Raw genomic sequence first — 24,676 nt, forward strand, 5'->3', positions numbered from 1 at the left:
ATCAGGTGGGGCGCATGGCGCAGCGGCGCACGGCCCCGGCCAGGTCCTCCAGGTTGAAGGGCAGGTCCATGACGGCTGACGGTTCGCGGCGCAGGCGGGGCATCTCCTTGGAGCCCAGGCTGCGCACGAGCACGTATTGAAGTTCCCCCAGCTCGGCCAGCATGGCCTGCGGAATGTCCCGGCCGCCCGGCCAATAGAGCACCGCGGCGTCGGCGCTCCCGCCCGCCGGGTTCACGCCCAGCCCAGCCGCGTCCAGGCTCTCCGCGAGGATGTCCCCGATGGAGGCGTCGGGGCTGATCACGTTCACGCGCACGCTCTGCGGAGGGCCGCCCCGCCCCGCATGGGCGTCCTCTCCCGGCTCCATGCCCGAGCGGGCCTTGAGCAGCAGTGCCTTCAGTCGGGCCGCCACGGCCACGCCGTCGGTGCGCCCGGGGTTCTCCAGCAGATTCGCCAGGGTGATGGCCGCGTCCAGGGCCTGGCGCGTGGCCTGCGAAGCCGTGAGCCTGGGGCTCACAGGCAGCCGCTCGCGCATGCGCACCAGCGCCCCCTCCATCACGCGGGCCGGGTCGGACTCGCCTAGCCCGGCGGCCAGGGGGGCCTGGTCCAGGCTCCTGGCCAGGGCGAGCAGGGAGCGGCCCGCGTCCGAGGCGGGGAAAATCTCCAGCAGGGGGCGCTGCCTGGCGGCCGCCGCGGAGACGTGCGGGTCGTTGGGGACGTAGCCCAGGTAGCGGGCGTCGAGTTTGAGATACTTGACCATGGCCCCGCGCACCCGGTTGAAAATCTCCTGGGCGGATGCGGCGGACGCTGCTTTGTTCACCAGCAGGCAGGGGCTGCGGCGCATGCCGTTCTCGGCCAGCACCTTCACCAGGGCGTAGGCGTCGGTGATGGAGGACGGGTCCGGGTTGACCACCACCAGCAGCTCCGGACAGGCCAGGCACAGGGAGAGCACCTGGCTGGAGATGCCGGGGGAGTTGTCCACCACCAGATAGTCGTAGCCCGAAAGCTTGGAGAACTGGGCGGCCATGACCGAGCGCAACTCCCTGGAGAGGTCGGCCAGGCGGGACACGCCCGAGCCACCGGGGACCACGTCCAGGCCTGGAGCCGCCCGGATCAGGGCCTGCTCCATGGGCACGCCCTCGAAGAGCACGTGCTCAAGGGTGAGTTCCGGCGTGATGCCCAGGAGCACGTCCACATTGGAGAGGCCCAGGTCCGCGTCCAGCAGGCAGACCCTGCGGCCGAGCCTGGCCAGGCCCACGCAGAGGTTCACCGAAACACTTGTCTTGCCGGTGCCGCCCTTGCCGCTGGCCACGGCCAGCACGCGGCTCACGGCCTGGGCCCGCCGTCCAGGAGCTTGCCCACCTCGGCCAGCAGGGCGTCCACCTGGAAGGGCTTGCGCAGGCACGCCACCACGCCCAGGCTGCGCGCCTCCAGAATCTCCTCCTCGCTGGCCAGCCCGGTGAGCACCAGCACGGGCATCCCGGACTGCGCGAAGCTGCCAGCCTCGCGCAGGAGCGAAAGGCCGTCGCGGCTTGGCATCCTGATGTCGAGGATCATCAGCCTGTAGCGGTTTTCGCGCAACAGGTGCAGGGCCTTCTCCCCGTCTTCGGCGACCTCCACGGCGTAGCCCTTGGACTCCAGGGCCTCGCGCAGGATGTCGCGGATGTGGCGCTCGTCGTCCACCACGAGCACGGCCTGCCGGGGGGTGCGCCCCTCGGCGGGGATGTCCTGCGCGGGGGTCTGGGCCACGAAATCCCTCGGAAGCACCACGTTGAACACCGAGCCGTGCCCGGGGGCGCTCTCCACGTCGATGCGGCCCTTGTGCGCCTGGACGATGCCGTAGGCAGTGGAGAGCCCCAGCCCAGTGCCCTTGCCCTCGCCCTTGGTGGTGAAGAAGGGGTCGAAGATCTTGTCCTTGTTCTCGGGGAGGATGCCCATGCCGGTATCGGCGACGCTGAAGGTCACGGAGTCGCTCACGGGGGAGAAGGATATGCCCGCGGTGAGCGTTCCGCCCGGGGCCGCGCCCTCCACTGTGCTCTCCATGGCGTGCTGGGCGTTCAGCACGAGGTTCAAAAGCACCTGCTCCATCTGGCGGGGGTCGGCCTTGATGTCGGGAATGCCTGGCTTGTAGTCCCGCCGGATGGTCACGCCCTGGCTGGCCAGGCCGCCCTCGGTGAGCCCGAGGACCCTGTCCATGACCTCGCGCGGGTTCATGGACTCCATGCGCGGCGAGGCCGGGCGCGCGAAGTCCATGAGGCTGCCCAGGATGGCGCTTATGCGGTCGATCTGGTCCACCATCTGGCGCAGGCCCTTCTTGGTGGCCTCGTCCGTTGCGCGCATGGCCATGAGCTGGGCGCGGGCCGAGATGATGGCCAGGGGATTGTTGATCTCGTGGGCGGCCCCGGCGGCGAGCTGGCCCACGGCCGCGAGGCGCTGGGTCTTGAGGAGCTTCTCGTTGAGGTCCTGCATGGAGAGCATGACCTCGCTCAGCCGCTCCGAGCGCGCCTCGCACCGTGCCACCAGCTCCAGCCTGCGGAAGGCCTGGGCCGCCAGTTGGGCCAGCAGGCTCACTGCGGCGCGCTCTTCCTCCCCGATGGAGCCTTCAGAGGGGAGATACAGCAGCTCCCCGACGACATCCCCGCCCGCCACCAGGCTGACCATGGCCACGCCGTCCAGGAAGTGTATGGGCGGGCCCTCCGGGCCGTGCAAGGCGCTGGCCCGGGTGCGAAGCCCCGAAAGGTTGGCGGCGACGGCGGGGTGGAGCAAGGCCGCATCCTCGGCCACGGGTTCGAGGCTGGGCGTAAGGCGGACAGCCAGGGGCCTGGCGCCCCCCTCCCCGCCCCAGGCCTGGCCCGCGCAGGCGGTGAGCGTCGGGTCGCACAGGCCGGCGAAGCCGTCCATGGCCCCGAAGCGGTCGCGCATACAGGCCGCCAGGGCGGCGAGAACGTCCTGCGGGATGTCCGCCTTGGCGATGGCGACCCCAGCCAGGGCCACGTTGCGCAGCGCCTGCACGTCTCTTTCCAGCCCGCGGCTCTTGCCCGAGAGGTTCAGGTTGGCGTCGCCCAGGCGTCTGTTGGCGCGCCCGAGGGCGTTGCAGTAAAAGGCCGCGGCGTCCTCCTTGAGGTCGAACAGGGCGGCCCGCTGGGCGAACATCCTGCCCACGCCCTCCCGAACGGCCGCGAGGACGGCGGGGGTATCCAGCCCGAGCCCGGAGGCGAGCTCCATGCTCCTGGGGTCGGTTCCGGGGTGCACCGTGCCCAGGGACTCATGCGCCAGCCGGTCTGACAGGGCGGCCACCATGCTGGTCTGGGCGGATTCGCCCAGGCCCAACAAGGCGCTGGCGGGCTGATGGTGCATCCAGGCGGCGTCGACAAGCTCCGCCGGAAGCCTCCAGCGTTCCAGAAGCCATTTGCCCGCCAGGCAGTGGTCCGCGCCGAAGGACTCCTGCTCCTGCTTGAGGAGCTGGTTACCGATCAGGAATTCGTCGCTGAGCAGCGCGGCGTAGGCATCCCCCCCGGCCGAGAGCAGGGCGAGCTTGCCGCAATCGTGCAGGAGCCCGGCCGCGAAGGCCCTGCCCGCAAGGCCCGGGCGGAAGCGCTCCGCGATGAGCTTTGCGGCGCAGGCGCAGGCCAGGCTGTGACGCCAGATCTCGCTGACGGCCGGATCGCCCGACTCGAAGCTCTTGAGCAGGCCTTCGCGCACGCACACGCACAGCGCCAGGTTGCACACCACGTCCGTACCCAGGAACATGACCGCCTGGCGGATGTCGTCCACCTTCTCGAAGCGGTTGAACTCCGCCGAGTGCGCATGGCGCAGCACGCGCAAGGATACGGCTGGGTCCATCTCCATGGCCTCGATGAGCTCAGCCATGTCCGGCGCGGGCTGGGTGACAAGGGCCAGGATGCGTTGAGCCGAGGCGGGGGCCGAGGGCAGCGTGTCGATGCGGTCGATCAGGGTTCGCATTCTTTCAGCGGCAATCTGTGTATGTTCCTGGCGCATGGTCACCGCAGGGTATGGGTTGCGGAGGGGACAACTTTGTCCGCATCCATTAGAACAACACGAAAAAAAAGAAAACCGTCCGACGCACCTCCCAGAACTTTGTTTCTGGAAATCCGCGATATACTGGACAAATGAAGTTCCATTATTGTACGGATCATTCCATATGGCTGCAGTGCACCCTCACCCTCCGGGAGAGATCGGAATATGAGCACGGCCGGAACATCCATCCTGCTGGTGGACGACGAGCCCGAACTACTCGAGGTCTGCGCCGAGGCCCTTTCTGACCTGGCCGGGAAGATCTCCACCGCCGGAGACGGCCTTCAGGCGGCCACCCTCATCGCGCAGGAAAGCTACGACCTCGTCATCAGCGACCTGCGGATGCCAGGCGCGGGCGGCATGGACCTCATCAAGTCGGTCTCGCGCATCTCGCCCGGCACCGACGTCATCGTGCTCACCGGCTTCGGCACCATCGACAACGCGGTGGAGTGCGTTCGCCTGGGCGCGGTGAACTACCTGCTCAAGCCCTTCCGCGTGGAGAGCCTTCGCTCCGCCGTTATCAAGGCCCTGGACGAGCGCTCCATGCGCCAGCAGCAGAAGGCCGTCAGCGACCTCTCGCGCATGCTGGACCTCAACAACGCCCTCTCCATCCAGAAGGACTCCAAGTCCCTCATCAAGGAATTCCTGCTCCAGGTCCGCTCCAGCTTCATGCCGGACGGCATCGCCTTCTTTTATGGAGGCTCGCCCAACGGCAACGGCAACGGCAACGGTAACGGCGTGCATGGCGGCAGGCACGTTCTCATTGGCCCCCACTTCCGGGACCACCCCGAGGTGCGGGCCTGGTTCGAATCGCTCGCGGGTTCGCTGGCCAACAGGGGCCGCCCCCTGCTGCTCGAGGAGCAACTGCTGCGCCAAGCTTTCGGCCAGAGGGTGTCGGAAGGCGCCGTCCCCGCCTCTGCCATCGGTGTGAGCGTTAGCGGCCCGGAGGGTACCCCGGGCGCGGTGGTGGCCCTGCGCGCCGAAGGCTCGAGCCCCTACTCCCTTTCGGACCTGCACCTGCTCACGCTGTTCGCGGCCCACGCCTCGCTCTGCTTCGAGAGCCACTGGGCCTGCACGCGCCTGAAATCGGTCAACGACGAGATCGTGTTCTCCCTGGTGCACGCCGTGGAGGCCAAGGACACCTACACCAGGGGCCACTCCGAGCGGGTCAGCCGCTATGCGGCCAGACTGGGGAAATTCATCGGCCTGGAGCAACGGGAGGTGGACCTGGTGCGTACAGCGGGCATGCTCCACGACGTGGGCAAGATCGGGGTGCCTGACAGCATCCTCAACAAGCCCGCCATACTCGAACCGCACGAGCTGCCCGTGATGCGCCAGCATCCAGCCATCGCCCGCAACATCCTGGGCAAGGTGGCGAGCCTCACCGACGTGCTGCCCGTGGTGTACCACCACCACGAGCGCTTTGACGGCACAGGCTATCCCGACGGCCTGAAGGGGGAGGACATCCCTTTCCTGGCTAGGCTGATCAGCGTCGCCGACGGCTTCGAGGCCATGACCACGGACCGGGCCTACCACCGGGCCCGCAGCGTGGACGCCGCGCGAGCCATCCTGGCCAACGGCGCCGGGCGCCAGTGGGACCCGGGGCTCGTGCAGGCTTGGCTCAAGCTGCTCGACGCCGGCGGACTCGGCGCACCCTAGGGCGCCTCTCGACGCGTATGCACAGGCTTTCACCAGCCTGACCCTCATCCTCCCTGCGCAGCTTCGGCTCAAACGATTGCCCCCCATCCTGAGGGCGGGCCTCGCTCATCGCTTATCATTATTCCAACATATTCCCGAAGCCGTATCGACTGCAAACCAGCCTGAAGGCCTTTCCAACAGCACGGCCAAACGTGATGACGAACGGTCACAAGCTGTTCCCAGCTTACAGTCAACGGAGTTTGCGTGATGTTTTCCAGATCACGCAGGTATCCTCCATATTTTGGGGCATCAAACGAAACGCACCCCACTTGATTTATCTCGCATGGATATCACTGCATATTTTTAATTAATCTCAATAAAACATGTATTTGCAAAAGCAGCGCCCAAACTAAATCAGAACAAATCAAAATACATTGACTCTTTGCTGCGGAATGTGTGTATATATCCACTGCGTATTGATTCTTAATGTCTATCAGGCTTATGGGGATTTGGAGAATATTTGCATACGAAAAACACGCAACTTTCATATTTTATCAATAAATTTAATGCAGTAACAACAGACATCGAAACAGAGACGTTGACCTGTCTTCTTACCGCATATAAATACCAAAGATATGAAATCAGGAGGTTTCTCACAACGCCCATAGCCAGTTCCATGCGACGCGGCAACAACGTTGATTTGCGTGACAATATCAAGCGGTAGGTTTACACGATGTTTGAGCAAAGATGTAATTCTTACCTACGCAATGCAAAGCTGTGCCACGCGGTATCGGTGTTCTTCTCTCTTTTCACTGTCCTCATCATTTTCAATTCAGACGCATACAACGCCGTCGTCGGAAACAGCGGATATGTTGAAATCCGCACATTGATCCAAAGCATGTGCTACTGTAGCATTGCCTTGATTATCAATTACATCATTTTCAACAATTCGTTCAATAACGACCAATTGGTCTGCATCCCTACCATTGACGAGCTCGTCAGGTGCTTCATAATTGCAACTATCGCCACCTCCCTTGTTCTGTTCATCATCGACAGTATTGTTTCTCACCAGATATTCTCCCCCCTGGCCGTCGTTTCATATCTGGTCGTCGGCACAGCCTTTCATTCATTTCTGATCAACACATCGTACCTTACAATCAAAAAGTTCAATTCCAGCAAGAAGAACAGACGCATCGTCCTCATGGTTGGCTCCAATAGGCATGCTGTGGAAATGGCCAGGTTTTTTGAAGAGAACCAGATACTCGGTTTCTACAACCTTGGATTCGTTGACGACGAGAACCACAGCGACGGGGAGGCGCGCCTGCTGAGCACCTTGGACAAGTTCGAAGATGTGATCCGCAACAACGTGATCGACTTCATCTTCATCCACTTGCCCATCCGATCATACTACGACAGCATATCCACAATCATCGAAAAAGCGGAATGCCAAGGTATCGCCGTCCACTATTTGAGCAACATTTTCGAACCTCGCAAAAGCAAGCTTGAGGCTTCGCGTGTCGGCTCAGTACACTCCATTGTCCTGCACACTGCCCCCACTGAGGACTGGAGAATTCGCACAAAGCGCGTCATTGACGTCATAATGGCTATCATCGGCATAATTGTTACATTGCCAATAATGGCAATATCCGCGCTGATAATCAAAATAACTGACAGAGGACCGATCATATTCAAGCAAAAGCGCGTTGGGTACAACAAGCGCATATTTAATGTCTACAAGTTGCGCACCATGTGTGTCGGCGCGGAAAGAATGAAGACGGACGTCGACCACCTCAACGAAATGGATGGGCCTGTTTTCAAGATCAAGTGTGACCCCAGAATAACGCGTTTTGGCAGGTTCCTTCGCAAGTACAGCATCGACGAGTTGCCTCAGTTCTTCAATGTCCTGCAAGGCGACATGAGCATCGTCGGCCCGCGCGCGATGGCCCTCACCGACTACCAGGGCTTCTCCGAGGATTGGCAGCGGAGGCGTTTTTCCATGCGCCCCGGACTGACGTGCTACTGGCAGATTCGCGGCCGCAACAAATTGCCTTTCAATGAATGGATGCGTTTGGACATGGAGTACATCGACAACTGGAACCTTCTTGAAGATTTCAAGATCATGCTCCTCACCATCCCGGAGATATTCCGAGGGGGAGGGATCTGAAATCTGGCCACTGATGTTGGTGTAAACAGTCGCACTGCGTATGCACAACATTCAAGGAAGCAAAATGAACACCAAAACCATCAAAATCCTTTCGCTCCTGCTGTTGGTGCTCTTTATGGCGTGTTCCTGCAGCAACGGAGGTCCCCGCCCCTCGATGGACCTCAAGAAACTTCCAACGGCTCCCGCGCAGCCAGAGGAGGTGAACGCCAGCACGTACGAGCTCGGCCCGGGCGACATCGTCGGCTTCACCTTCCTGAGCCGCATCCAGCAGAAGGACGACCCCTATCTGCTGCAGCGCGGCGACACGCTCCTCGTCGAGTACCACAGGCTCGAATACCTCAACCGCAACATCGTCATCCGCCCGGACGGCATGGTCAGCGTCCCCTACCTTGATGAGCTCAGGGCGGCGGACATCTCACCGTCGGCATTCTCCGCGAAGTTGGTGGAGGGGTACAAGCGCAAGAGGATCTTCCAGAATCCCGAGATCACGGTCAGCGTGGTCAGCGTGAACACCCAGCTCAAGGAGATGCAGAACACCTTCACCAACAGCACGACCGGCCAGACAAAGGAGGCTCCGGTGGGCATGGACGGCTACATCCGCCTGCCCCTGATCGAGCCCCTGTTCGCGGTGAACAAGAGCGTGGGCCAGATCCAGCAGGAGGCGCGCGACGCCTACCGCAGGGTCCTGTCTTCGGCGGATGTCTCCGCCGAGCTGCGCCAGATACGCTCCAACATGGTCTATGTGCTGGGCGAAGTGAACCTCTCCGGCATGCACAACATCAACACCCCGACCACCGTGACCCAGGCCATCACCATGGCCGGCGGCTACAAACCCGGAGCGGGGCTCGACTCCGTGGTGCTCATCCGCTCTGACGCATCCGGCCAGCCCTCCGGGCGTCTGGTCGACGTGGCCTCGGTGCTCAAGAAGGGCAACATCATGGAAGACGTGCAACTCAAGCGGTACGACGTCATCTATGTGCCCCCGTCCACGATTCAGAAGCTCAACGACTTCATCCTGTTCTACGTCAGGAACATGATGCCCTTCCCGACGAGCGCCAGCGCCAACGTCGGGTTCAGCTACCTGTGGGGCCCCGCCTCGCTGGGATCCACATCAACACGTGGCACCAGTTTCACTCCGTTCTAATCAGGAGGTCAGCAGATGCGCACACTTCTGGAGGCCCTCTTCAAGCGCCGCACGGAGATCCGAAACATCTTCGTGCTGAGCCTGCTTGTGGCCATCATAGGCAATTACATCGCCACGCCGCAGTACGAAAGCGAGGGCAAAGTGCTCGTCAAGGTGGGACGCGAGGCATCCCTGCCCCCCACGGTGATGACCCAGCCCCTCAACGTCTACTTCACCCGCGCGGACCAGGTGAACACCCAGATCCAGATTCTGGAGAGCCGCGACATGGTCGAGAAGGCGCTCGCAGCGCTCCCGCCCGACCTGCTCAACCGGCCCAAGCCCGAAACCATGATCGGCTGGATCGTCGAGAGCATCCGTTCCGTTCCCAAGCTGATCGTGGGGGCCGGGCGCTTCGTACTGGAAACCCTCCAGCTCATACCCACCCTCTCGGCGGAGCAGCGGCAGGTGCTCGACTTCCAGAAGCGCATCGAGGTGCGCAGGGTCAAGGAATCCGAGGTCATCCGCGTCACCTTCACCGACCCCGACCCCAGGCTGGCCCGCCTCTTCCTGGACGCCTACATGGCCGAATACCTCCAGGCCAGCTCCCTCGCCATGGAGAACCCCGGCTCCTTCAGCTTCTTCACGGCACAGAGGACGGGGGTGCAGCAGGAGCTGCAACAAGCCCAGCAGAAGCTCATCGACTTCCGTAAGGAATGGAACATCTATGACCTGGGCATCCAGAAGGACAAGACGGTCCAGGCTCTCTCCAGGATCAGCAACGACATCATCACCGCCGAACTGGACCTGAGCGCGGCCACCGGCAAGTTCAAGGAGATGGAGAAGACCCCGCTGGCCAACGTGGAGAACGTCCTTCCCGTCGAACTCCGGGAGGATCAGTCCGTGGTCGAGCTGCTCAAGAACCTGGTGCTGCTCAAGGTGCGCCACTCCCAGATGATCCAGAGCCTCGGCGGCGGCCACCCGAGCGTGGCCGCCATCGACGGCGAGATGGCCAGCCTGCGCGGCAGCCTCTACCGCGAGGCCCTGGGCATCCTCAAAAGCAAGGCCAACACCCTGGAACGCAACCTCAATTCCCTGAAGGAGCAGTTGGCCAACGTGAGCCGGACCGCCCAGATCCTCGACGCCAAGGGCATCGAGATGAAGGAGTACGAGGATCAGGTCCAGCTGCTCACCAAGACCTTCTACACCTACTCCGACAAGAGCGAGACATCGCGCATCAACTCCGTCATGGACAAGGAGCGCATCGGCTCCGTCACGCTGGTGCAGCCCGCCAGCGAGCCCCTGCGGCCCGTTTCGCCCAAGCGGCTGCTCAACCTGCTGCTCGGGGCCGTGCTGGGCTTGATACTGGGTGTGGCTTACGCCCTGGGAGCGGAACAGCTCTCGGGAACGGTCAACAATGTGGACGACCTGCGCGTGCTCCTGCAAGGCGCGCCCGTGGTGTTCGTCCCGCAGGACACCGTGATGACGCCCGAGGACGCCGACAGCGTGCTGCGCAACATGCACCTCTTCGGCACGAAATCCTCCACCTAGGGGCTTGGGCCGCGCCGCCAGGCGACACCAGACACTCGCAAGCAACGGGATGACATATGGACATCGTGAAAATGATCAACACGCCGGCCGAAGCCGCTTCGCGGGGCTCAATGCCCTTCGTTCCGTTCGACACCTGTTTCCAGCAGTTGGCCAACCAGATGATGAACTGCCCTGACGGCCAGTCCCCCCCGTGCATCCTGCTGTTCCAGGGCGGGGGCAGGGGTTCTGGGGTGAGCACCATATCGCGCCTGTTCGCCCACTACCTGAGCGAAAAGGTGCTGATGCGGGTGCTGCTCATCGACGCCGACTTCGACAACCCCACGCTGCACAAGATCCACCGCATGCCGCCCTCGCCCGGCTTCGCGGATTACCTCGAAGGCACGCGCGGGCCGGACATAGCGCAGAGCATCGGCAACCTCTCCGTGATGGCCGCGGGCGACAAGTCCCTGCTGCCCAGGACCCTGCTGTCCGGCCGCAGCGACTTCAAGGCCCGCCTGCGCGAACTGGGCAAGGAATATGAGATGATCATCCTGGACGCGGCCCCCATCACCACCTGCCCGGAGACCTTCAGCTTGGCCTCCTGCACGGACGGGGTGATCTTCGTGGCCAAGTCGGAGAAAACCCGCAAGGCCGTGGTGCACGCCACCATGAACCAGCTGCACCTGGCCCGGGCGAAGGTGGTGGGCGGAGTGCTCAACTTCCGGCGCTTCCACATCCCGACCTGGCTCTATCACTAGGCCGGCGGGACAGGGAGCCGCGATGGGACTCACAGCAGCCGAGGTCAGGCGCGCCGCGCGCAGCCTGCTCCCGGACTCGTTCCACGACCTGTTTCTGGACGTGATCAGCTACGTGTCCAACCACGTTGTCTGCCACGTTCCGAGCCATTGGTTCAGGTTGTGGTTCTACCGCAACATCATGCGCTGGGCCATCGGCAAGGACACCTCCCTGCACGAGCGTCTGCGCATCCACGGCGTGCCTGGACCCGGCGTGAGCATAGGAGACAACACCTGCATCGGGGCGGACCTGTTCCTGGCCGGGGTCGGATATCCCGGCGGCGGGCTGACCATCGGCAACAACGTCAACATCGCCATGCAGGTGTTCATCGGCGTCGGGGGCCACAAAATAGGCTGCGCGGAGGGGTTCGCCATGCAGATGCGCCCGGTCGTCATCGAGGACCACGCAGTCATCTACGCGCGCTCCATGGTGATCATGTGCAGAATCGGCCGGGGGGCCGTCGTGCTCCCCGGGGCCGTGGTGGTCAAGGACGTGGAGCCCTTCACCATCGTCGGGGGGGTCCCGGCCGAGCCCTTGGGCAAACGGGAGCCCCAGGAAGACCCGAACTACCTCCTCAACTGGCGCTGGCGTTTCCATTAGCGCCATCCGGGGGATCAAGCCATGCTATCCTCTCTCAAGCACATCGCGCCCATGGTGCTTCTGGCGGCGGCCGCCGGGCTGGCCCCCCTGTTCATGCCGGTCGGCCAGCCCAACGCCTACATCTTCCTGGTGCTGGTCATGGCCGGGATCACGGCCCTGATCGCCTTCAGCAGGACGGGCTACGTCAGGAACATGCTGCTCTTCACGGTGGGATTCGCCCTGGTGTTCAACCCCAGGAAGTTCTTCGTCGGAGAGGACTACTACCTCTTCCTGGGCGGCATTCCAGCCTATTACGTCAGCCTCATGGACCTCTGCCTCCTGGCGCTGCTGTTCGTTGCCCCGGCCGGGGAGAAAAGCCAGGGAGCCCGCGCTCCGTTGCCGAAGGTCCAGCTGGTGCTGCTCGGCGTCTATTTTCTCACCCTGCTCCTGTCGCTCTACAATGCCATCGACTCCGAACTGGTCTTCACCCAGTTCGTGTTCGAGCTCAAATGCTGCCTGCTCTTTCTCATCGTGGCCTTCCACCTGGACAACATGGACAGCGACACGGTCTTCGAGCGATCCCTCCTGCCCATGTTCTACGGCCTCGGCGCCAGCCTGATCCTTGAGTTCGCGGTCGTCCTGGCCGAGTACGTGAACGCACTGCCGGATTCCTTTTCCTTCCTGGGCATCCAGGTGGCCGGATTCAGGGAGAAGCTCGGGGCGGACCTCGTGCTGCGCGTAGGCGGCACCTACCGCCACCCCAACTATCTGGCCGTGCCCATGGCCGCGCTGCTCATGCCGGTTTCCGTCATGGCCCTTTCCACCCGTGGCGCGAAGAGGCTGCTCTTCCTGCTCGCGGCGGGCAGCGCCTTCGCCTCCCTGCTGCTGACCCTCTCGCGCGGCGGCTTCCTGGCCGCGGCGTCCACGGTCGTCGTCTTCCTCGTTCTGATCGCATGCACGCCCCAGGGCCGGGCCTGGGTCAAGCGCCACAGCAAGCTGCTGGCGGGCATGACGGCCGCCGCCCTGGTGGTTCTGGCGAGCCTTTCCGGCCAGATATACGACAAGATAGTCCTCTCGGACCCGGTGAACATCTCCGCGCGCGCCGACCTGAACAACCTGGCGATAAGCATGATCGAGACATTCCCGGTAGTCGGAGTCGGCCTCAACAACTTCAACATGGCCGGGCCCGAGTTCGGGTATTACAACATCTACGAGGCAGCAGCCGGCCTGGCCCCGGTGGTGCACAACATCTACCTGCTCATGGCCTCCGAAATCGGGCTGCTCGGCCTGGGAGCCTACCTGCTCTTCCTCCTGTCCGTCGCCGTGTTCGGCTGGAACGCCTTCAAGCGGGAGGGCGGGGGCGAGCACGCGCTGTTGCTGGCCGCGCTTCTGTCCGGCCTGTCGGGATATTTCGTGGCCGACATGTTCGGCCCGAGTCTGCGCAAGCTGGAAATCGCCAGCCAGCTCTGGTGGCACCTGGGCGTGATCGTGCTGCTGTCCAGGGCGATCCTGGCGGCTCCCGCAGCCGGTGAAGGACGCCGCTGATGGCCAGGGAACGCCACCCGGACCTGGACATCGGGAGGGGCCTACTGATGCTCTTCCTGGTGTTCAACCACTCCTACAACATGCAGTTCCCGGCCGGAAACGACTGGTACATCTTCTTGTATCACGTCAGTTACTGGTACCAGATGCAGTTCTTCTTCTTCATCACGGGCATCACCATGGCCTTGAGCGGGCTCCCGAAGACCCTGGACGACTACGCGGCATTCCTGAAAAAAAGATTCTGGCGGCTCATACCGGCCTACGTCGTCATGGCGACCATCATCTTCGCCGGGAAGATGACCGTGCAGAGCATCGGCAACGTGGGCGAGCCTCTGTCGGGCTTCAGCGCATACCTCACCGTGTTCATCTCGCCGAAAACGAGCCCGTACGCCTCGTTCCTGTGGTTCATCTACGTGCTGTTCCTGTTCAGCGCCGTCGCCCCACCCCTGCTGCGCCTGGCCCGCGGCCGGGCCGAGCTGTTGATCCTTCCGGCGCTGGTGCTCCACTTCCTGCCGCTGCCGGACTTCCTGGCGCTCAACCTGTGCGGAAGGTACTTCATCTTCCTGGTGTTGGGGATCGCCGTATACGACCATTACCCCGCCTATCTGCGCATCGTGGACAAGTACGTGTGGCTGCTCCTGCTCGTCTTCGCCGGGATGTGCGCCCTGGCGGTGAACGTGACCATGAACGACTTCCCCGTATCCGTATGCGCCATCCCCGCGCTGCACGGGCTCTGCCGGACCGGCCCGGTGGTCCGCTCCCGGTTACTGGCCCTGCTCGGGCAGTACATGTACCCGATCTATCTGTTCAACACGATCTTCATCAACGTGGCCAGGGGGCTGATCCTTCGTTTCGTATCCTGGGACGGCCACGCCTTTCTCCTGATCCTGCCCGTGCTGATGACCGTCGGCATCTGGGGACCAATCTGGACGCAGCGCAATGTGATTCCGCGCATTCCACTGTTGCGGAAAGTGTTCACATGATCCTTCCGCCCTTTGCGCATGCCAGGGCCGGGGGAGTATTTCGGTAACGCATTGAAGGTGCATGGCAATGGCGAAACTGCTCAAGACAGGCGCGGGGCTGTTCCTGGCCCGGGTGCTGCAGCCGTTGTTCTCCTTCGTGCTGTTCTGGTACTGCGCCAGACGCTTGAGCCTGGAGGACTTCGGCCTCTACATCCTGCTCATGAGCCTGATCCTGGTTTTCCAGGCCGTGGCCACGCTGGGCCTGGGCCCGATGCTCACACGCGAGATCTCGGTGGACAAGGAGCACGGCCCGCAATGGATCGGGGCCTCGCTCGCCGTGATGCTTCCGGGTTCGCTGCTGGCCTGGGCGCTGTTCGTGGCCTTCACCGTTGCCGCGGGCTACTCCCCGGGGATGGTGCAGGGCGCGGCCATCGTAGGTGCGGGCTTGCCCGGGGCCGTCCTTGGCCAGGTCGCAGAATCGGCCTTCATCGCGCAGGGCCGCTCCAAGCCAATGGTCGCGCTCAGCGCGCTGGAGAACGGGCTGCGCGTCGGAGCCAGCGTGGCCGCCTTGACCCTGGGGTATGGCCTACAATCGCTGCTGGTCATTCACGTGGTCTCGCGCAGCCTCTCCGGCATCTGCGCCCTGCTGATGCTGCGGGACGGGCGCCCCGGCCTGGCGGTTCTCAGCCGCGAGAAGGCCCGGGCGCTGCTGCGCGGCATTCCCTCCTTCGGCATGATGGTCCTGGTTGCGACGTTCTATTTCCGCATGGACATCATCGTGGTCTCGCTGTTCATGGGGGAGGCCGCCGCCGGAATCTACGGCGCAGCCATGCGTCTGGTGTCGCTGACCTTCCTCATGCCGGAGAGCCTCGTGGCCGCCATCTACCCCGCCCTCTCCCGGACCATGCACGCCACTGACGGGCACGCCCGGGAGCTGACCCGCTTCAGCGCCGGGCTGCTGGCCGTGGTGTGCACGGCCGTCAGCCTGTTCCTGTACGGGGCCAGCAGCCAACTGGTGCCGTTGCTGTTCGGCCCCGGCTTCGTGCAGGCGGGAGGGCTGCTGGCAGTGCTCGCCTTCATGCTGCCCCTGCACGCGATCAACGGCCTCCTGGGCTTCCTGCTTCAATCCTGCCGCAAGGAGCGCACGGCCCTGAGGATCGTTTCCTGGGGCACGGCAGGCACCCTGGCCCTGTACATTCTCGGCGTGCGCCTGGGGGGGCTGGAGGGCGCGGCCTGGGCCGGGCTGATCGCCATGGGTTCCATCGCGCTGTTTCACATGTGGTACGTGGGAACCAGGATATTCCCCTTGGGGCTCGCCTCCGCAATGGCCCTGTCGCTCCCGGGCGCTGTTTCTGGGATCGCCGTGGGATTCTGGCTGCCCCCCGTGGCATCGGCCCTGGCCGCTCCGGCCCTGTTCCTGGGCTGGCTCGCGCTCGTGGGGGTGCTGCGCCCGGCCCCGCTGCGCTGCGCCTTGCGCTTGTTCGCTGAGAGAGGAGGTGCGCCGTGCGCATCCTCATCCTGAGCCCCGTGTTCCCGCTGCCGCCCACTACGGGCACCAGGGTGCGCCTGGCCGGGCTTATCCGCGCGCTCAAGGCCAACGGCAACGAGATCGGTTTCGTGGGCAACGTCACCGCCGGGGAGCGCGAGCACATCACCGAATGCCGGAGCTGGTTCAGCGATCTGGAACTGCGCACCGTGGGCGCGACCGGAGCGCAGGCCGCCCCCCTGGGCGACAAGCTGGCCCGGCTGGCGCGGGTGGCGGCCATGTGCCTGACGGGCACCCCCCTGTTCGCCGCCCTGGTGCGCCACCCCTTCCACGAGCGGGCCGTGCGGAAGCTGGCTCCCGGGTACGACGCGCTGCTGGTGGAGTTCTTCTTCATGGCCCTGAACGCGCCCGAAGACGTGCTGGAGGCCCTGGGGCCCCGTGCCGCCCTTGTGGAGCACGACATCTCCTTCGTGCCCAAGCGACGGGCTTTCCAGGTGGCGCCCTGGCCGGGCAAGCTGCTCCTGTGGCTGCGCTACAGGCTCTGGAAACTGGAGGAGACGCGCCAGCTGCGCCGGTTCCGCACGGTGGTGGCCATGTCCGGGCACGACGCCGGCGAATTGCGCGCCCTGGCCCCGCAGGCCCGGGTGATCGTCGCGCCCAACGGCGTGGACACGGCCTCCATCAGGCCCTCTCCCGGCCCCCGCCCCATGGGCAGTACCTCGCTGCTGTTCGTGGGCGGCATGGGGCACGCCCCCAACCTGGACGCCGTCCGGCATTTCGTGCGCGAACACATGCCCCTGCTGCGGCGCGCGGTGCCCGGCGTGAGCCTGACCGTGGCGGGGGATACGGCCGGGATGGACCTCTCGGACCTGGCCGGGCCGGACGTGCGCTTCACGGGCTTCGTGGAGGATCTGGCCCCGCTCTACGCTGGATGCGCCGCCTCCGTCGCTCCCTTCCGCATCGGCGGCGGGACTCGCCTGAAGATTCTGGAGTCCATGGCGGCGGGGCTGCCGGTCATCACCAGCGCGGTGGGCGCCGAGGGCCTGCCTCTCGAGCACCGCAAGTCGGCGCTGTTCGCGGAAGGCCCCGCTGAGACGCTGGCGGCGCTGCGCGCCCTCCGGGAGGAGCCGGGGCTGGCCGACGCCCTTTCGGAGGAGGCCCGGAGGCTGTGCGTGGAGCGGTTCGACTGGACGGCCATAGCCGCCGGGTTGGAGCGCGACCTGAAAAAACAGATGGAGACACACCGTGCCCACTAATCCCGAGACGACTTTCCTGCAGAAGGTGGAGGCGCTCTTCGGGCAGTCCTCCCCAGGCATCCAGGCCAACACCTTCGGCTCCGTGCTCTGCGGCAAGCTGGGCCTGCCGTACAGCGCCCGGCCGTGGATGATGCAGGTGGAGGTCACCAACCGCTGCAACATCAACTGCACCTTCTGCTCCCGCCACTCCACCGAGCTCAAGCTGGGGGACATGGACCCCGCCCTGTGCGACAAGGTCGTGGAGCTCTCGGGGACGGTGCAGGAGATAGCGCTGTTCGGCTACGGCGAGCCCATCATGTCCAGGGCCTTCCACGACATGCTGCCCAGGCTCCGCTGCGGGCGGGTGGGCTTCTTCACCAACGGCCTGCTCATGGACGCGAAGATGTACCGCAGGATCGTCTCCCGCTCCGCAAGGCCCCTTGCCTACGTGGTCTTCTCCGTGGACGGGGCCACTGCGGAGACCTACGAGTCCATCCGCGCTGGTTCCGATTTCGGCAAGGTCTGGGGCAACCTGCGCGAAGTGGTCAAGGAGCGCGACGCCTCGGGCTCCTCCCGGCCCCATATCCACATCGAGTTCGTGACCATGCGCGGCAACGTGGCCGAGCTGCCCGCGCTGGTGCGCATGGCGGACGAGGCCGGGGTGGACGCCATCAAGGCCTCCCACCTGGTGGCCTGGGACGAGGACATGGCCGCCCAGAGCCTGCTGGGGGACCCGGCCCTGTGCGCCGAGAGTTTCGCGCAGGCGGCCATGGAGGCCCGGGACCGCCGCATCCGCCTGGAGCTGCCGAAAATTTTCGGACAGACACCCGCCCCGGCGGCCCTGCCTCCCTGCCGCTACCCCTGGCAGTACGCCATGATATCCTTCGAGGGCGACGTCCGGGCCTGCTGCTTCGCCCCGCAGTACGTCATGGGCAACCTGCGCGAACAATCCTTCGACGCCATCTGGAACGGCGGAGGCTACCGCAAGCTGCGCAAGGCCCTGCACGGCGACAAGAATCCCCTGCCGTGCCTGCGTTGCGAGGAGCGCTTCCGCCACACCGCGTCTCCCGACGAGAACGCGACATACCTCAAGCTCGTGCCGAGGCAGAAATGAACGCCAAACACCTCTTTGCCTGCGCCGCAGTCCTGCTGGCCCTGCCCCTCCTGTGCGTCAATGCGCGCGCGGCGGGCCAGCAATCCAACGAACCCGTGAACACGCAGGGGCTGAGCCGCCAGGGCGAGGTCTACGAGCGCCACGTGAAGAACCCGCAAGAGGAGAAGTGGAAATTCCCCACGGCCGGACCCCAGACGGAGTTCCGGTCCGACCAGGTCTACCAAGCCTTCCCCCAGACTGGAGCCGTGTTCAGGCAGGGCATGGAAATCACCCTGGGCTGGCACCCCGCCGGGACCGACCCCTCAGCGGTGGCCCGCTACGAAGTCTCCGTGGACCGCGAGGGGGGCTTGCGCGAAACCCTGCGCCCGGGCCTGAGCGCCGAGGGCAAGACCAACACCGCCATCTACCAGGCCAGGCAGCCGGGCCGGTACGTCTGGCAGGTGTGGGCCTACATGCGCAACGGCCTCATCATACCGAGCGTGCTGCGCACTTTCGTCGTTTTGAAATGAACGCGCCGTCCGTATCGGTCATCGTGGTCAACTACCGGACCCCGGAGTTGACCCTGGCCTGCCTGGAGAGCGTGTGGCGGCACACGGACCCCGGCCGCACGGAAGCCATCGTGGTGGACAACGCCTCCGGCCCCGTGAGCCTGGAGGCGCTCGAAGCGGCCCCGGGCCCCGTGCAGATCGTCGTCTCGGGCCGCAACCGGGGCTTCGGCGGGGGCTGCAACCTGGGCGCGCGCCACGCGCGGGGCGAGTACCTGTTCTTTCTCAACTCCGACGCCGCGCTCCAGGAGGACACGCCCGGCATCCTGGCCCGCTTCCTGGACACCCGGCCGGACGCCGCCGTGGCCGGGAGCGCGCTCATAGGGCCGGACGGGGCCCCGCAGCACGCGGCGGCGCGATTTCCGGGCTTGCTTCGCATCCTGGCCGGCAGGGACTTCCTGGCTGATCGCTTGAGGCGGGTGTGGCCCCGCGCGGCCGAGGCCCTGGCCTTCTTCCACGGTCCAACGGAATTCGACGAACCAACGAGGGTGGATTGGGTTGTCGGCGCGGCCATGATGGTCCGCCGCACGGATTTTGAAGCCGCAGGTGGCTTTGACGAATCCATATTTCTCTACGGGGAGGAGTTGGAGCTGCAGAAGCGTCTAGCCTCCAGGGGCCGCCATGCTTATCTCTATCCAATGACCTGCGTGGTCCACGGCGTAGCGGCCAGCTCCGGAGGGGAAGCCTCCACGGCGCGCCTGGCGAGAATCGCGGCCGGACACAGACGTTACTACATCCTCCATCACGGATTCGCTGAAGCGCTGGCTCTTTGCGGGGTCGAAATGGCCGGTTCGCTCGTGAAGTGGCTGATCTGGCTGCTGGCGTACTCCCTGCGTCCGACCCCAGGAAACAGGGACAGGCTGCGGTGGCACGGCAACAATCTTCGGGTGCTTTTCCCCCAAAAGGAGCGATGAATGCACACCCGCACACGTCTTCTCATCATTTGCGCGATGCTTGTCGCCTGCTATTTCGTGCTCGGGGACAACGAGACCGAATCACTGGCGGCCACCTACCACATCAGCCTGGACCGCCGGGCGGTCAAGGGCAGCTTCCCGCTGGAACTGCTCGGGGCGAACGTTCAGTGGACCTCGGGCTGTGACGGGCTGCTGACGCCCGGCACCACGCAGCTCCAGCCCGCGGCCATCGCCGCGGCCCAGCAACTTGGGCCTCCGACGCTGCGCTACCCCGGCGGCCTGCTCGCGAGCATCTACTCCTGGCGCAACGGCATCGGGGCCCTGGGCGCCAGGAGCACGAGCCTGAACTACGTCAAGACCCCTGAGCTGATGTACTGCGGCAGCGACGAGTACGCCGCCATCCTCCAGGCCCTCTCGGCCAAGGGCATGATTACGGCCAACCTGACACAGCCGCCCTCCGAAGCGGCCGCCTGGCTGAGTTACCTGCAGAGCAAGAACGTCTCCACCCCGTGGTGGGAGGTGGGCAACGAATCCTATCTGCCGGACGACCCCTCCTACACCACCGCTGCCGCCTACGGCACCAGTTTCATAGCCTTCTCCAAGGCTCTCAAGGCCGTGGACCCCTCGGTGAAGGTCGGCGCGATCCTCGAAGGCAGCCTCATCGGCACCACCTGGGGCAAATACGTCATCCCGGAGGAGAACACCTGGAACGCCGCCGTGGTGTCCGCCACCGCCGCGACGGCTGACTTCTATTCGCTGCACCTCTACGCCCCCTTCGGCGCGCTCACCACCGACGACGACACGGTCAAGGCCATCATGGCGGCCCCGGTGGCCCTGGCCAAGAACATGGCCAGCGTGCGCACCCTTGTGCAGTCGAAGAACCCCAAGGCCCAGCTGTTCGTCACGGAATTCAACGTGGGCATGGACAACGCCACCAACAACTGGCGCTTCAGCACCGCCCTGGTCCAGGCCGGGTACGTGGCCCAGATGGTCGGGTACAGCGCGGTCAACGGCATCTCCCAGGCCAACTTCTGGTCCATGGTGGGCAACAACAACTTCGGGCTGGTCAAGAGTTGGAACGACCCCAGGCTCAGGCCGTCGGGGCTGCTCTACAAGGCGCTCAAGCCCATGACCGGGGCCGACGCCCTCTCTACCACCGTCAACGCCCCTCTCATGAGCTACAAAACGGTTGGCAACGTCCCCTCGGGCATGTCCGTGCCGGCGGTATGGGCCCAGTCCTTCACGAAGGGCTCGGACGTCTGGGTGCTGGTGGTCAACCGCACTCCCAAGACCCCCTTCGTGCTCGACGTACGGGACGCCCAGACCGGTATGGTGTCCACCTTCTCTCTCTGGGTGCTCGGCGCCGCCACCGCGATGACCACCAACGAGCAGGGCGACGCCGTAAAGGCGACCACCTACGCCAAGACTGGCCCCACCTTCACGCTGCCGGGCGCGGGTGTCGCCATCGTCCATTATTCCACGCCGGTGCAGTAGCGCCACTGCCCATGCGGGGGGCGCGCACGACAAGCGCGCCCCCCGCATCAATTTCCGGAGGGGAACCGATGTCTGGACTTGACGTGTATTTCACCCTGGGCATGGGCTACAGGCGAAACAGCGAGGGGGACGGGCTGCTCCGCTCCCTCACGGGTGTCACGTCCGTTCACACCCGGCTGCGCTCCCTGCATATGCTGCGCGCCCTGGAGCGTGAGCGCGTCCCCCCGCAGGTGATGGAGTTCGGCTTCGGCGAGGGCTACCTGCTGCTGGCCATGGCCCGCAGGCATCCACAGTCATCCTTCCTGGGGATGGAGATCGACTCGGGGCACGTCCGGAACCTCAGGGCGCGGGCCAAGGCCGCGGGCCTCGCCAACGTGGAGGCCGTGCAGGGCGACTTCCAGGACATGGTCCCCTCCCCGCGCTTCGGCCTGATCTACTGCGCGGACGTTCTGGAGCACATCCCCCGGGACCGCGCCCTCATGGAGTTCTTCGCCGCCAGCATGCTCCCGGGCGGCAGGCTGGTGCTGCACGTGCCCTTGCGGCGCTCGCTGCAGCGCCGCTTCCTGCCCTGGTTCAAGTCCCACACCGACCCTGGGCACGTCCGCGAGGAATACACACCCGAGGAACTCACCTCGCTGGTGGCCGGGGCCGGGCTCCAACCCAGGGCGCCCGAGCCCACCTTCTCGCCCCCGGGCGAGGCGGCGTTCGAGCTCAACAGCCTGTGCTGGAAGTCGCGCACGCTGGACCGGCTGGTGCGGCCCCTCACCCTGTTCCCGGCCATGCTCCTGGGCCTGGCCGACCTTCTGCCCCGCAGCAGGGGCAACTCCATCCTGCTTGAAGCCCGCAAGGCGGCCGCATGACCCTGGCCGCCGCGCTGCTGTTTCTCTGTCTCGCCCCGCTGGCGCTGTGGCTGGCGGCGCTGGGGCTGCTCGCGCTGGCCTCACTGAGAAACCTGCGCAAGGCCGGGCAGCCTCCGCAGGCCCTCCATGTGCGTCTGGCCGTGCTGGTGCCCGCGCACGACGAGGAACTCATGATCGGCGGAACCGTCAGGGCGATTCTCGCTTCGGCGCATCCCACCGACAACCTCCGGGTGTTCGTGGTGGCGGACAACTGCACAGACGCCACCGCCGCCGAGGCGCGCCTGGCAGGGGCCGTCTGCCTGGAGCGCGACGACCCGCAGCGCCGGGGCAAGGCCTACGCGCTGGAATTCGGTCTTGCAGCCATCCGGGAGCGTGGCGGCTTCGACGCCGTGGTGCTCTTCGACGCGGACTCGCGCCCGGCGGCGAATTTTCTGCCGCGCATGGCGGGCTGGACCTCCCTGAGGCGGGAGGTGGTCCAGGGCCGCTACGACGTGCTGGAGCCTGAGCGCACCTGGTTCACCCGCCTGACCTCCATGGCCATGACCCTGAAGAACTTGTGGCAATACCCCGGCCTGGAGCTGCTCGGGCTCTCGGTGCCGCTGCGCGGAACGGGCATCTGCCTCTCGCGCGGCGTGGTGGAGCGCCACGGCTGGCCCGGGCGCTCCCTCACGGAGGACCTGGACGCAACAATCGCCTTCGTGGCGGCCGGGGAGCGCATCCACTACGACCCCCTGGCCGTCAGCCAGCAGTACATGCCCCCGGACATGGCCTCGGCCCTGGTGCAGCGCCGCCGCTGGTCCGCCGGGGAATCAGAGGCCAAGGGGCCGCTTGGGCGCCTCATGCGCCAGCGCCTCGCCGAACGGGACTGCCTCGGCGCGGCCTACGCGCTCTATCTGGCCATGCCCCCCTTCTCGCTCAATTTCGCCGCCTGTTGCGGGCTCGCGGTGCTGGCCCTGCCGCTTGCCCTGGCGGGAGGCCCGGCCGCGCCGCTCCAGGCCGCCCTGGCGCTGAGCTGCGCCCATGCGGGCTATTTCCTGCTGGGCTTGAGCGGACGGCGCGCCTCCCTGGCGGATCTGCAGGCCCTGGGCATGATCCCGGCCTACGCCGCGTGGCGCGTCTGGGTGCATGTGGCGGCCAGCTTCGGGCGGGTGGCCAACTGGGACAGAACACCCCGGGTTTGAAAAGGATCTCGGACTTATGAGCGACGCACCAGCCTGGCGTCCGCTGCGCATCGCCCTGGTGGGCACGCGCGGCGCCCCCTGCCGCTACGGCGGCTTCGAGACCTGCGTGGAGGAGGTGGGCAAGCGCCTGGCCACCCGGGGGCACCACGTGACCCTGTACTGCCGGGAGCACCTCTACCCGGAGCGCGATCCCAGGCCCCTGGGCATGTACGCGGTCTATCTGCCGAGCCTGCGCGGCAAGGCGGTGGAGACTCTAAGCCACACCTTCCTGAGCATCGTCCACTCGCTGTTCCCCAGGCACGACGCGCACATGGTCTTCAACGCGGCCAACGCCCCGTTGATGGCCCTCTACAAGCTTCTCGGCCGGCATGTGGCGCTCAACCCCGACGGCCTGGAGTGGAAGCGGGCCAAGTGGGGCAAGAAGGCGCAAGCCTACTACCGCATCTGCGAGAAGCTGGGCTGCCTGCTCGCCGACAGGCTCATCACGGACTCCGCTGCCCTGGGCGACTACTACCGCGACGTGCACGACACGGATTCCGACACCGTGGCCTACGGGGCCTATCCCGCCTCGGCACCGGCCACCGGCAGGCTTGCGCGGATGGGGCTTGAGCCGCGCGGGTATTTCCTCCAGGTCACGCGCTTCGAACCGGAGAACAACCCGCTGCTCACCCTGCGGGCCTTCAAGCACCTGCAGACGGGCAAGAAGCTGGTGCTGGTGGGCGGCTGCCCCTACCCGAGCGTTTACGCCGGTAGTATCGAGAGTGAGGCCGGGCCGAGCGTGCTGCTGCCCGGGTTCATTTACGACAAGGAACTGCTGGCCGAGCTGATGGGCAACTGCTTCGCCTACGTGCACGGCAACGAGGTGGGGGGAACCAATCCGGCGCTCCTGCAGGCCATGGCCGCAGGGTGTTTCGTCATGGCCCGCGACGTGCTCTTCAACCGGGAGGTGCTGGACGACTGCGGCATCTTCTTCGAACCCGAGGAGGAGAAGTTGGCCCAGGCCATGGGCTGGAGCCTGGAGCACGCCGGAGAGCTGGACGGCTACCGCGGGCGGGCCATGGAGCGCATCCGCACCACCTACGACTGGGACCAGATCGCCCTGGGCTACGAGCGGACACTGCTCAAAATCGCCGGAGGAGCCGGGAAGCGTTAGCCCGGCGCCGGGTGCGGCGTGGACAGGGCCTCCGGTTTCGTTCTATGCCGGGCCATGAGCAACGACACCACGAACATTCCGCAGGAAGTCGCAGAGCTGGCCGGTTCGGGCCGCAAGAGTTTGTCCCGCGCCTGGCGCGAGCACCTGGGCCTGACCAAGGAACAGGTGGCGGCCAGGATGGGCATCTCCAAGGCCGCGCTGGAACAGATCGAGGCGCGCACGGCCAAACCGCGCCGGGCCACGCTCGCCAAGGTTGCGGCGGCGCTGGGGGTGGATGTGGAGCAGCTGGTGGGATAGTCGGGAGGCAACCCTAGATTGCCTTCATCCGTTTG

Annotated in this window: 20 protein-coding genes; 18 read left to right on the forward strand and 2 right to left on the reverse strand. The window is 65.3% G+C overall.

Going from position 1 to position 24,676, the window contains the following annotated elements; all coding sequences use genetic code 11:
• Position 1: 1 nt before the first annotated feature.
• Both MLE18_RS03085 and MLE18_RS03090 read right to left on the reverse strand, forming a co-directional pair.
• Entirely contained in the window at positions 2–1,327 is a 1,326-nt protein-coding gene (locus MLE18_RS03085) for a MinD/ParA family protein (protein ID WP_243367284.1), read from the reverse strand.
• Positions 1,324–3,960 (reverse strand): HDOD domain-containing protein, encoded by a 2,637-nt coding sequence (locus tag MLE18_RS03090; protein WP_243367286.1) that lies wholly within the window; start codon positions 3,958–3,960, stop codon positions 1,324–1,326. Before MLE18_RS03090 ends, MLE18_RS03085 begins: the two co-directional genes overlap by 4 nt.
• 240 nt (positions 3,961–4,200) lie before the next feature.
• Here MLE18_RS03090 and MLE18_RS03095 point away from each other — a divergent pair, with 240 nt between their 5' ends.
• The 18 genes from MLE18_RS03095 (at position 4,201) to MLE18_RS03180 (ending at position 24,641) form a co-directional block, all read left to right on the forward strand.
• Positions 4,201–5,691 carry an HD domain-containing phosphohydrolase gene (locus MLE18_RS03095; RefSeq protein WP_243367288.1) on the forward strand — a complete coding sequence of 497 codons (1,491 nt, stop codon included), beginning with the start codon at positions 4,201–4,203 and terminating at the stop codon, positions 5,689–5,691.
• Between the two features lie 712 nt (positions 5,692–6,403).
• Positions 6,404–7,834 carry a sugar transferase gene (locus tag MLE18_RS03100; protein WP_243367290.1) on the forward strand — a complete coding sequence of 477 codons (1,431 nt, stop codon included), beginning with the start codon at positions 6,404–6,406 and terminating at the stop codon, positions 7,832–7,834.
• Positions 7,835–7,898: 64 nt separating this feature from the next.
• Positions 7,899–8,978, forward strand: coding sequence for a polysaccharide biosynthesis/export family protein (locus MLE18_RS03105; RefSeq protein ID WP_243367292.1), 1,080 nt, complete (start codon positions 7,899–7,901; stop codon positions 8,976–8,978).
• 15 nt (positions 8,979–8,993) lie between these two features.
• Positions 8,994–10,505, forward strand: coding sequence for a GumC family protein (locus tag MLE18_RS03110; protein ID WP_243367294.1), 1,512 nt, complete (start codon positions 8,994–8,996; stop codon positions 10,503–10,505).
• Positions 10,506–10,561: 56 nt separating this feature from the next.
• Entirely contained in the window at positions 10,562–11,242 is a 681-nt protein-coding gene (locus tag MLE18_RS03115) for a CpsD/CapB family tyrosine-protein kinase (protein ID WP_243367296.1), read from the forward strand.
• A gap of 22 nt (positions 11,243–11,264) precedes the next feature.
• A complete protein-coding gene (locus tag MLE18_RS03120; protein WP_243367298.1) occupies positions 11,265–11,879 on the forward strand; it encodes an acyltransferase in 615 nt (204 codons plus the stop codon).
• A 21-nt stretch (positions 11,880–11,900) separates the two neighbouring features.
• Positions 11,901–13,403, forward strand: coding sequence for an O-antigen ligase family protein (locus MLE18_RS03125; protein ID WP_243367300.1), 1,503 nt, complete (start codon positions 11,901–11,903; stop codon positions 13,401–13,403).
• Complete coding sequence (locus MLE18_RS03130; RefSeq protein ID WP_243367302.1) at positions 13,403–14,383, forward strand: acyltransferase family protein; 981 nt, start codon at positions 13,403–13,405, stop codon at positions 14,381–14,383. Before MLE18_RS03125 ends, MLE18_RS03130 begins: the two co-directional genes overlap by 1 nt.
• A 67-nt stretch (positions 14,384–14,450) precedes the next feature.
• The gene (locus MLE18_RS03135; RefSeq protein ID WP_243367304.1) at positions 14,451–15,884 is read left to right on the forward strand and encodes a flippase; all 1,434 of its coding nucleotides are present in this window, start codon (positions 14,451–14,453) and stop codon (positions 15,882–15,884) included.
• Entirely contained in the window at positions 15,866–17,104 is a 1,239-nt protein-coding gene (locus MLE18_RS03140) for a glycosyltransferase family 4 protein (protein WP_243367306.1), read from the forward strand. Before MLE18_RS03135 ends, MLE18_RS03140 begins: the two co-directional genes overlap by 19 nt.
• Complete coding sequence (locus MLE18_RS03145; protein WP_243367308.1) at positions 17,094–18,197, forward strand: radical SAM protein; 1,104 nt, start codon at positions 17,094–17,096, stop codon at positions 18,195–18,197. Before MLE18_RS03140 ends, MLE18_RS03145 begins: the two co-directional genes overlap by 11 nt.
• Positions 18,194–18,706 carry a hypothetical protein gene (locus MLE18_RS03150; RefSeq protein WP_243367310.1) on the forward strand — a complete coding sequence of 171 codons (513 nt, stop codon included), beginning with the start codon at positions 18,194–18,196 and terminating at the stop codon, positions 18,704–18,706. Before MLE18_RS03145 ends, MLE18_RS03150 begins: the two co-directional genes overlap by 4 nt.
• Positions 18,703–19,656 (forward strand): glycosyltransferase family 2 protein, encoded by a 954-nt coding sequence (locus MLE18_RS03155; RefSeq protein ID WP_243367312.1) that lies wholly within the window; start codon positions 18,703–18,705, stop codon positions 19,654–19,656. Before MLE18_RS03150 ends, MLE18_RS03155 begins: the two co-directional genes overlap by 4 nt.
• Positions 19,657–21,150, forward strand: a complete 1,494-nt coding sequence (locus tag MLE18_RS03160; protein WP_243367314.1) for a hypothetical protein — start codon at positions 19,657–19,659, stop codon at positions 21,148–21,150.
• A 68-nt stretch (positions 21,151–21,218) separates the two neighbouring features.
• Complete coding sequence (locus MLE18_RS03165; protein WP_243367316.1) at positions 21,219–22,010, forward strand: class I SAM-dependent methyltransferase; 792 nt, start codon at positions 21,219–21,221, stop codon at positions 22,008–22,010.
• The gene (locus MLE18_RS03170; RefSeq protein ID WP_243367318.1) at positions 22,007–23,191 is read left to right on the forward strand and encodes a glycosyltransferase family 2 protein; all 1,185 of its coding nucleotides are present in this window, start codon (positions 22,007–22,009) and stop codon (positions 23,189–23,191) included. The genes MLE18_RS03165 and MLE18_RS03170 overlap by 4 nt, the downstream gene beginning before the upstream one ends.
• A gap of 16 nt (positions 23,192–23,207) precedes the next feature.
• A complete protein-coding gene (locus tag MLE18_RS03175) occupies positions 23,208–24,344 on the forward strand; it encodes a DUF1972 domain-containing protein (RefSeq protein ID WP_243367320.1) in 1,137 nt (378 codons plus the stop codon).
• A 54-nt stretch (positions 24,345–24,398) separates the two neighbouring features.
• Complete coding sequence (locus MLE18_RS03180; RefSeq protein WP_243367322.1) at positions 24,399–24,641, forward strand: helix-turn-helix domain-containing protein; 243 nt, start codon at positions 24,399–24,401, stop codon at positions 24,639–24,641.
• Positions 24,642–24,676 lie beyond the last annotated feature (35 nt).

It is taken from the genome of Fundidesulfovibrio soli, from assembly GCF_022808695.1.
In the GTDB taxonomy this organism is placed as follows: Bacteria; Desulfobacterota; Desulfovibrionia; order Desulfovibrionales; family Desulfovibrionaceae; genus Fundidesulfovibrio; species Fundidesulfovibrio soli.

Coding starts and splice junctions, on each gene's coding strand:
- MLE18_RS03090 (WP_243367286.1), bottom strand. CDS start 3,960: ATGCGAACCCTGATCGACCGCATCGACACGCTGCCCTCGGCCCCCGCC.
- MLE18_RS03095 (WP_243367288.1), top strand. CDS start 4,201: ATGAGCACGGCCGGAACATCCATCCTGCTGGTGGACGACGAGCCCGAA.
- MLE18_RS03100 (WP_243367290.1), top strand. CDS start 6,404: ATGTTTGAGCAAAGATGTAATTCTTACCTACGCAATGCAAAGCTGTGC.
- MLE18_RS03105 (WP_243367292.1), top strand. CDS start 7,899: ATGAACACCAAAACCATCAAAATCCTTTCGCTCCTGCTGTTGGTGCTC.
- MLE18_RS03110 (WP_243367294.1), top strand. CDS start 8,994: ATGCGCACACTTCTGGAGGCCCTCTTCAAGCGCCGCACGGAGATCCGA.
- MLE18_RS03115 (WP_243367296.1), top strand. CDS start 10,562: ATGGACATCGTGAAAATGATCAACACGCCGGCCGAAGCCGCTTCGCGG.
- MLE18_RS03120 (WP_243367298.1), top strand. CDS start 11,265: ATGGGACTCACAGCAGCCGAGGTCAGGCGCGCCGCGCGCAGCCTGCTC.
- MLE18_RS03125 (WP_243367300.1), top strand. CDS start 11,901: ATGCTATCCTCTCTCAAGCACATCGCGCCCATGGTGCTTCTGGCGGCG.
- MLE18_RS03130 (WP_243367302.1), top strand. CDS start 13,403: ATGGCCAGGGAACGCCACCCGGACCTGGACATCGGGAGGGGCCTACTG.
- MLE18_RS03135 (WP_243367304.1), top strand. CDS start 14,451: ATGGCGAAACTGCTCAAGACAGGCGCGGGGCTGTTCCTGGCCCGGGTG.
- MLE18_RS03150 (WP_243367310.1), top strand. CDS start 18,194: ATGAACGCCAAACACCTCTTTGCCTGCGCCGCAGTCCTGCTGGCCCTG.
- MLE18_RS03155 (WP_243367312.1), top strand. CDS start 18,703: ATGAACGCGCCGTCCGTATCGGTCATCGTGGTCAACTACCGGACCCCG.
- MLE18_RS03160 (WP_243367314.1), top strand. CDS start 19,657: ATGCACACCCGCACACGTCTTCTCATCATTTGCGCGATGCTTGTCGCC.
- MLE18_RS03165 (WP_243367316.1), top strand. CDS start 21,219: ATGTCTGGACTTGACGTGTATTTCACCCTGGGCATGGGCTACAGGCGA.
- MLE18_RS03170 (WP_243367318.1), top strand. CDS start 22,007: ATGACCCTGGCCGCCGCGCTGCTGTTTCTCTGTCTCGCCCCGCTGGCG.
- MLE18_RS03175 (WP_243367320.1), top strand. CDS start 23,208: ATGAGCGACGCACCAGCCTGGCGTCCGCTGCGCATCGCCCTGGTGGGC.
- MLE18_RS03180 (WP_243367322.1), top strand. CDS start 24,399: ATGAGCAACGACACCACGAACATTCCGCAGGAAGTCGCAGAGCTGGCC.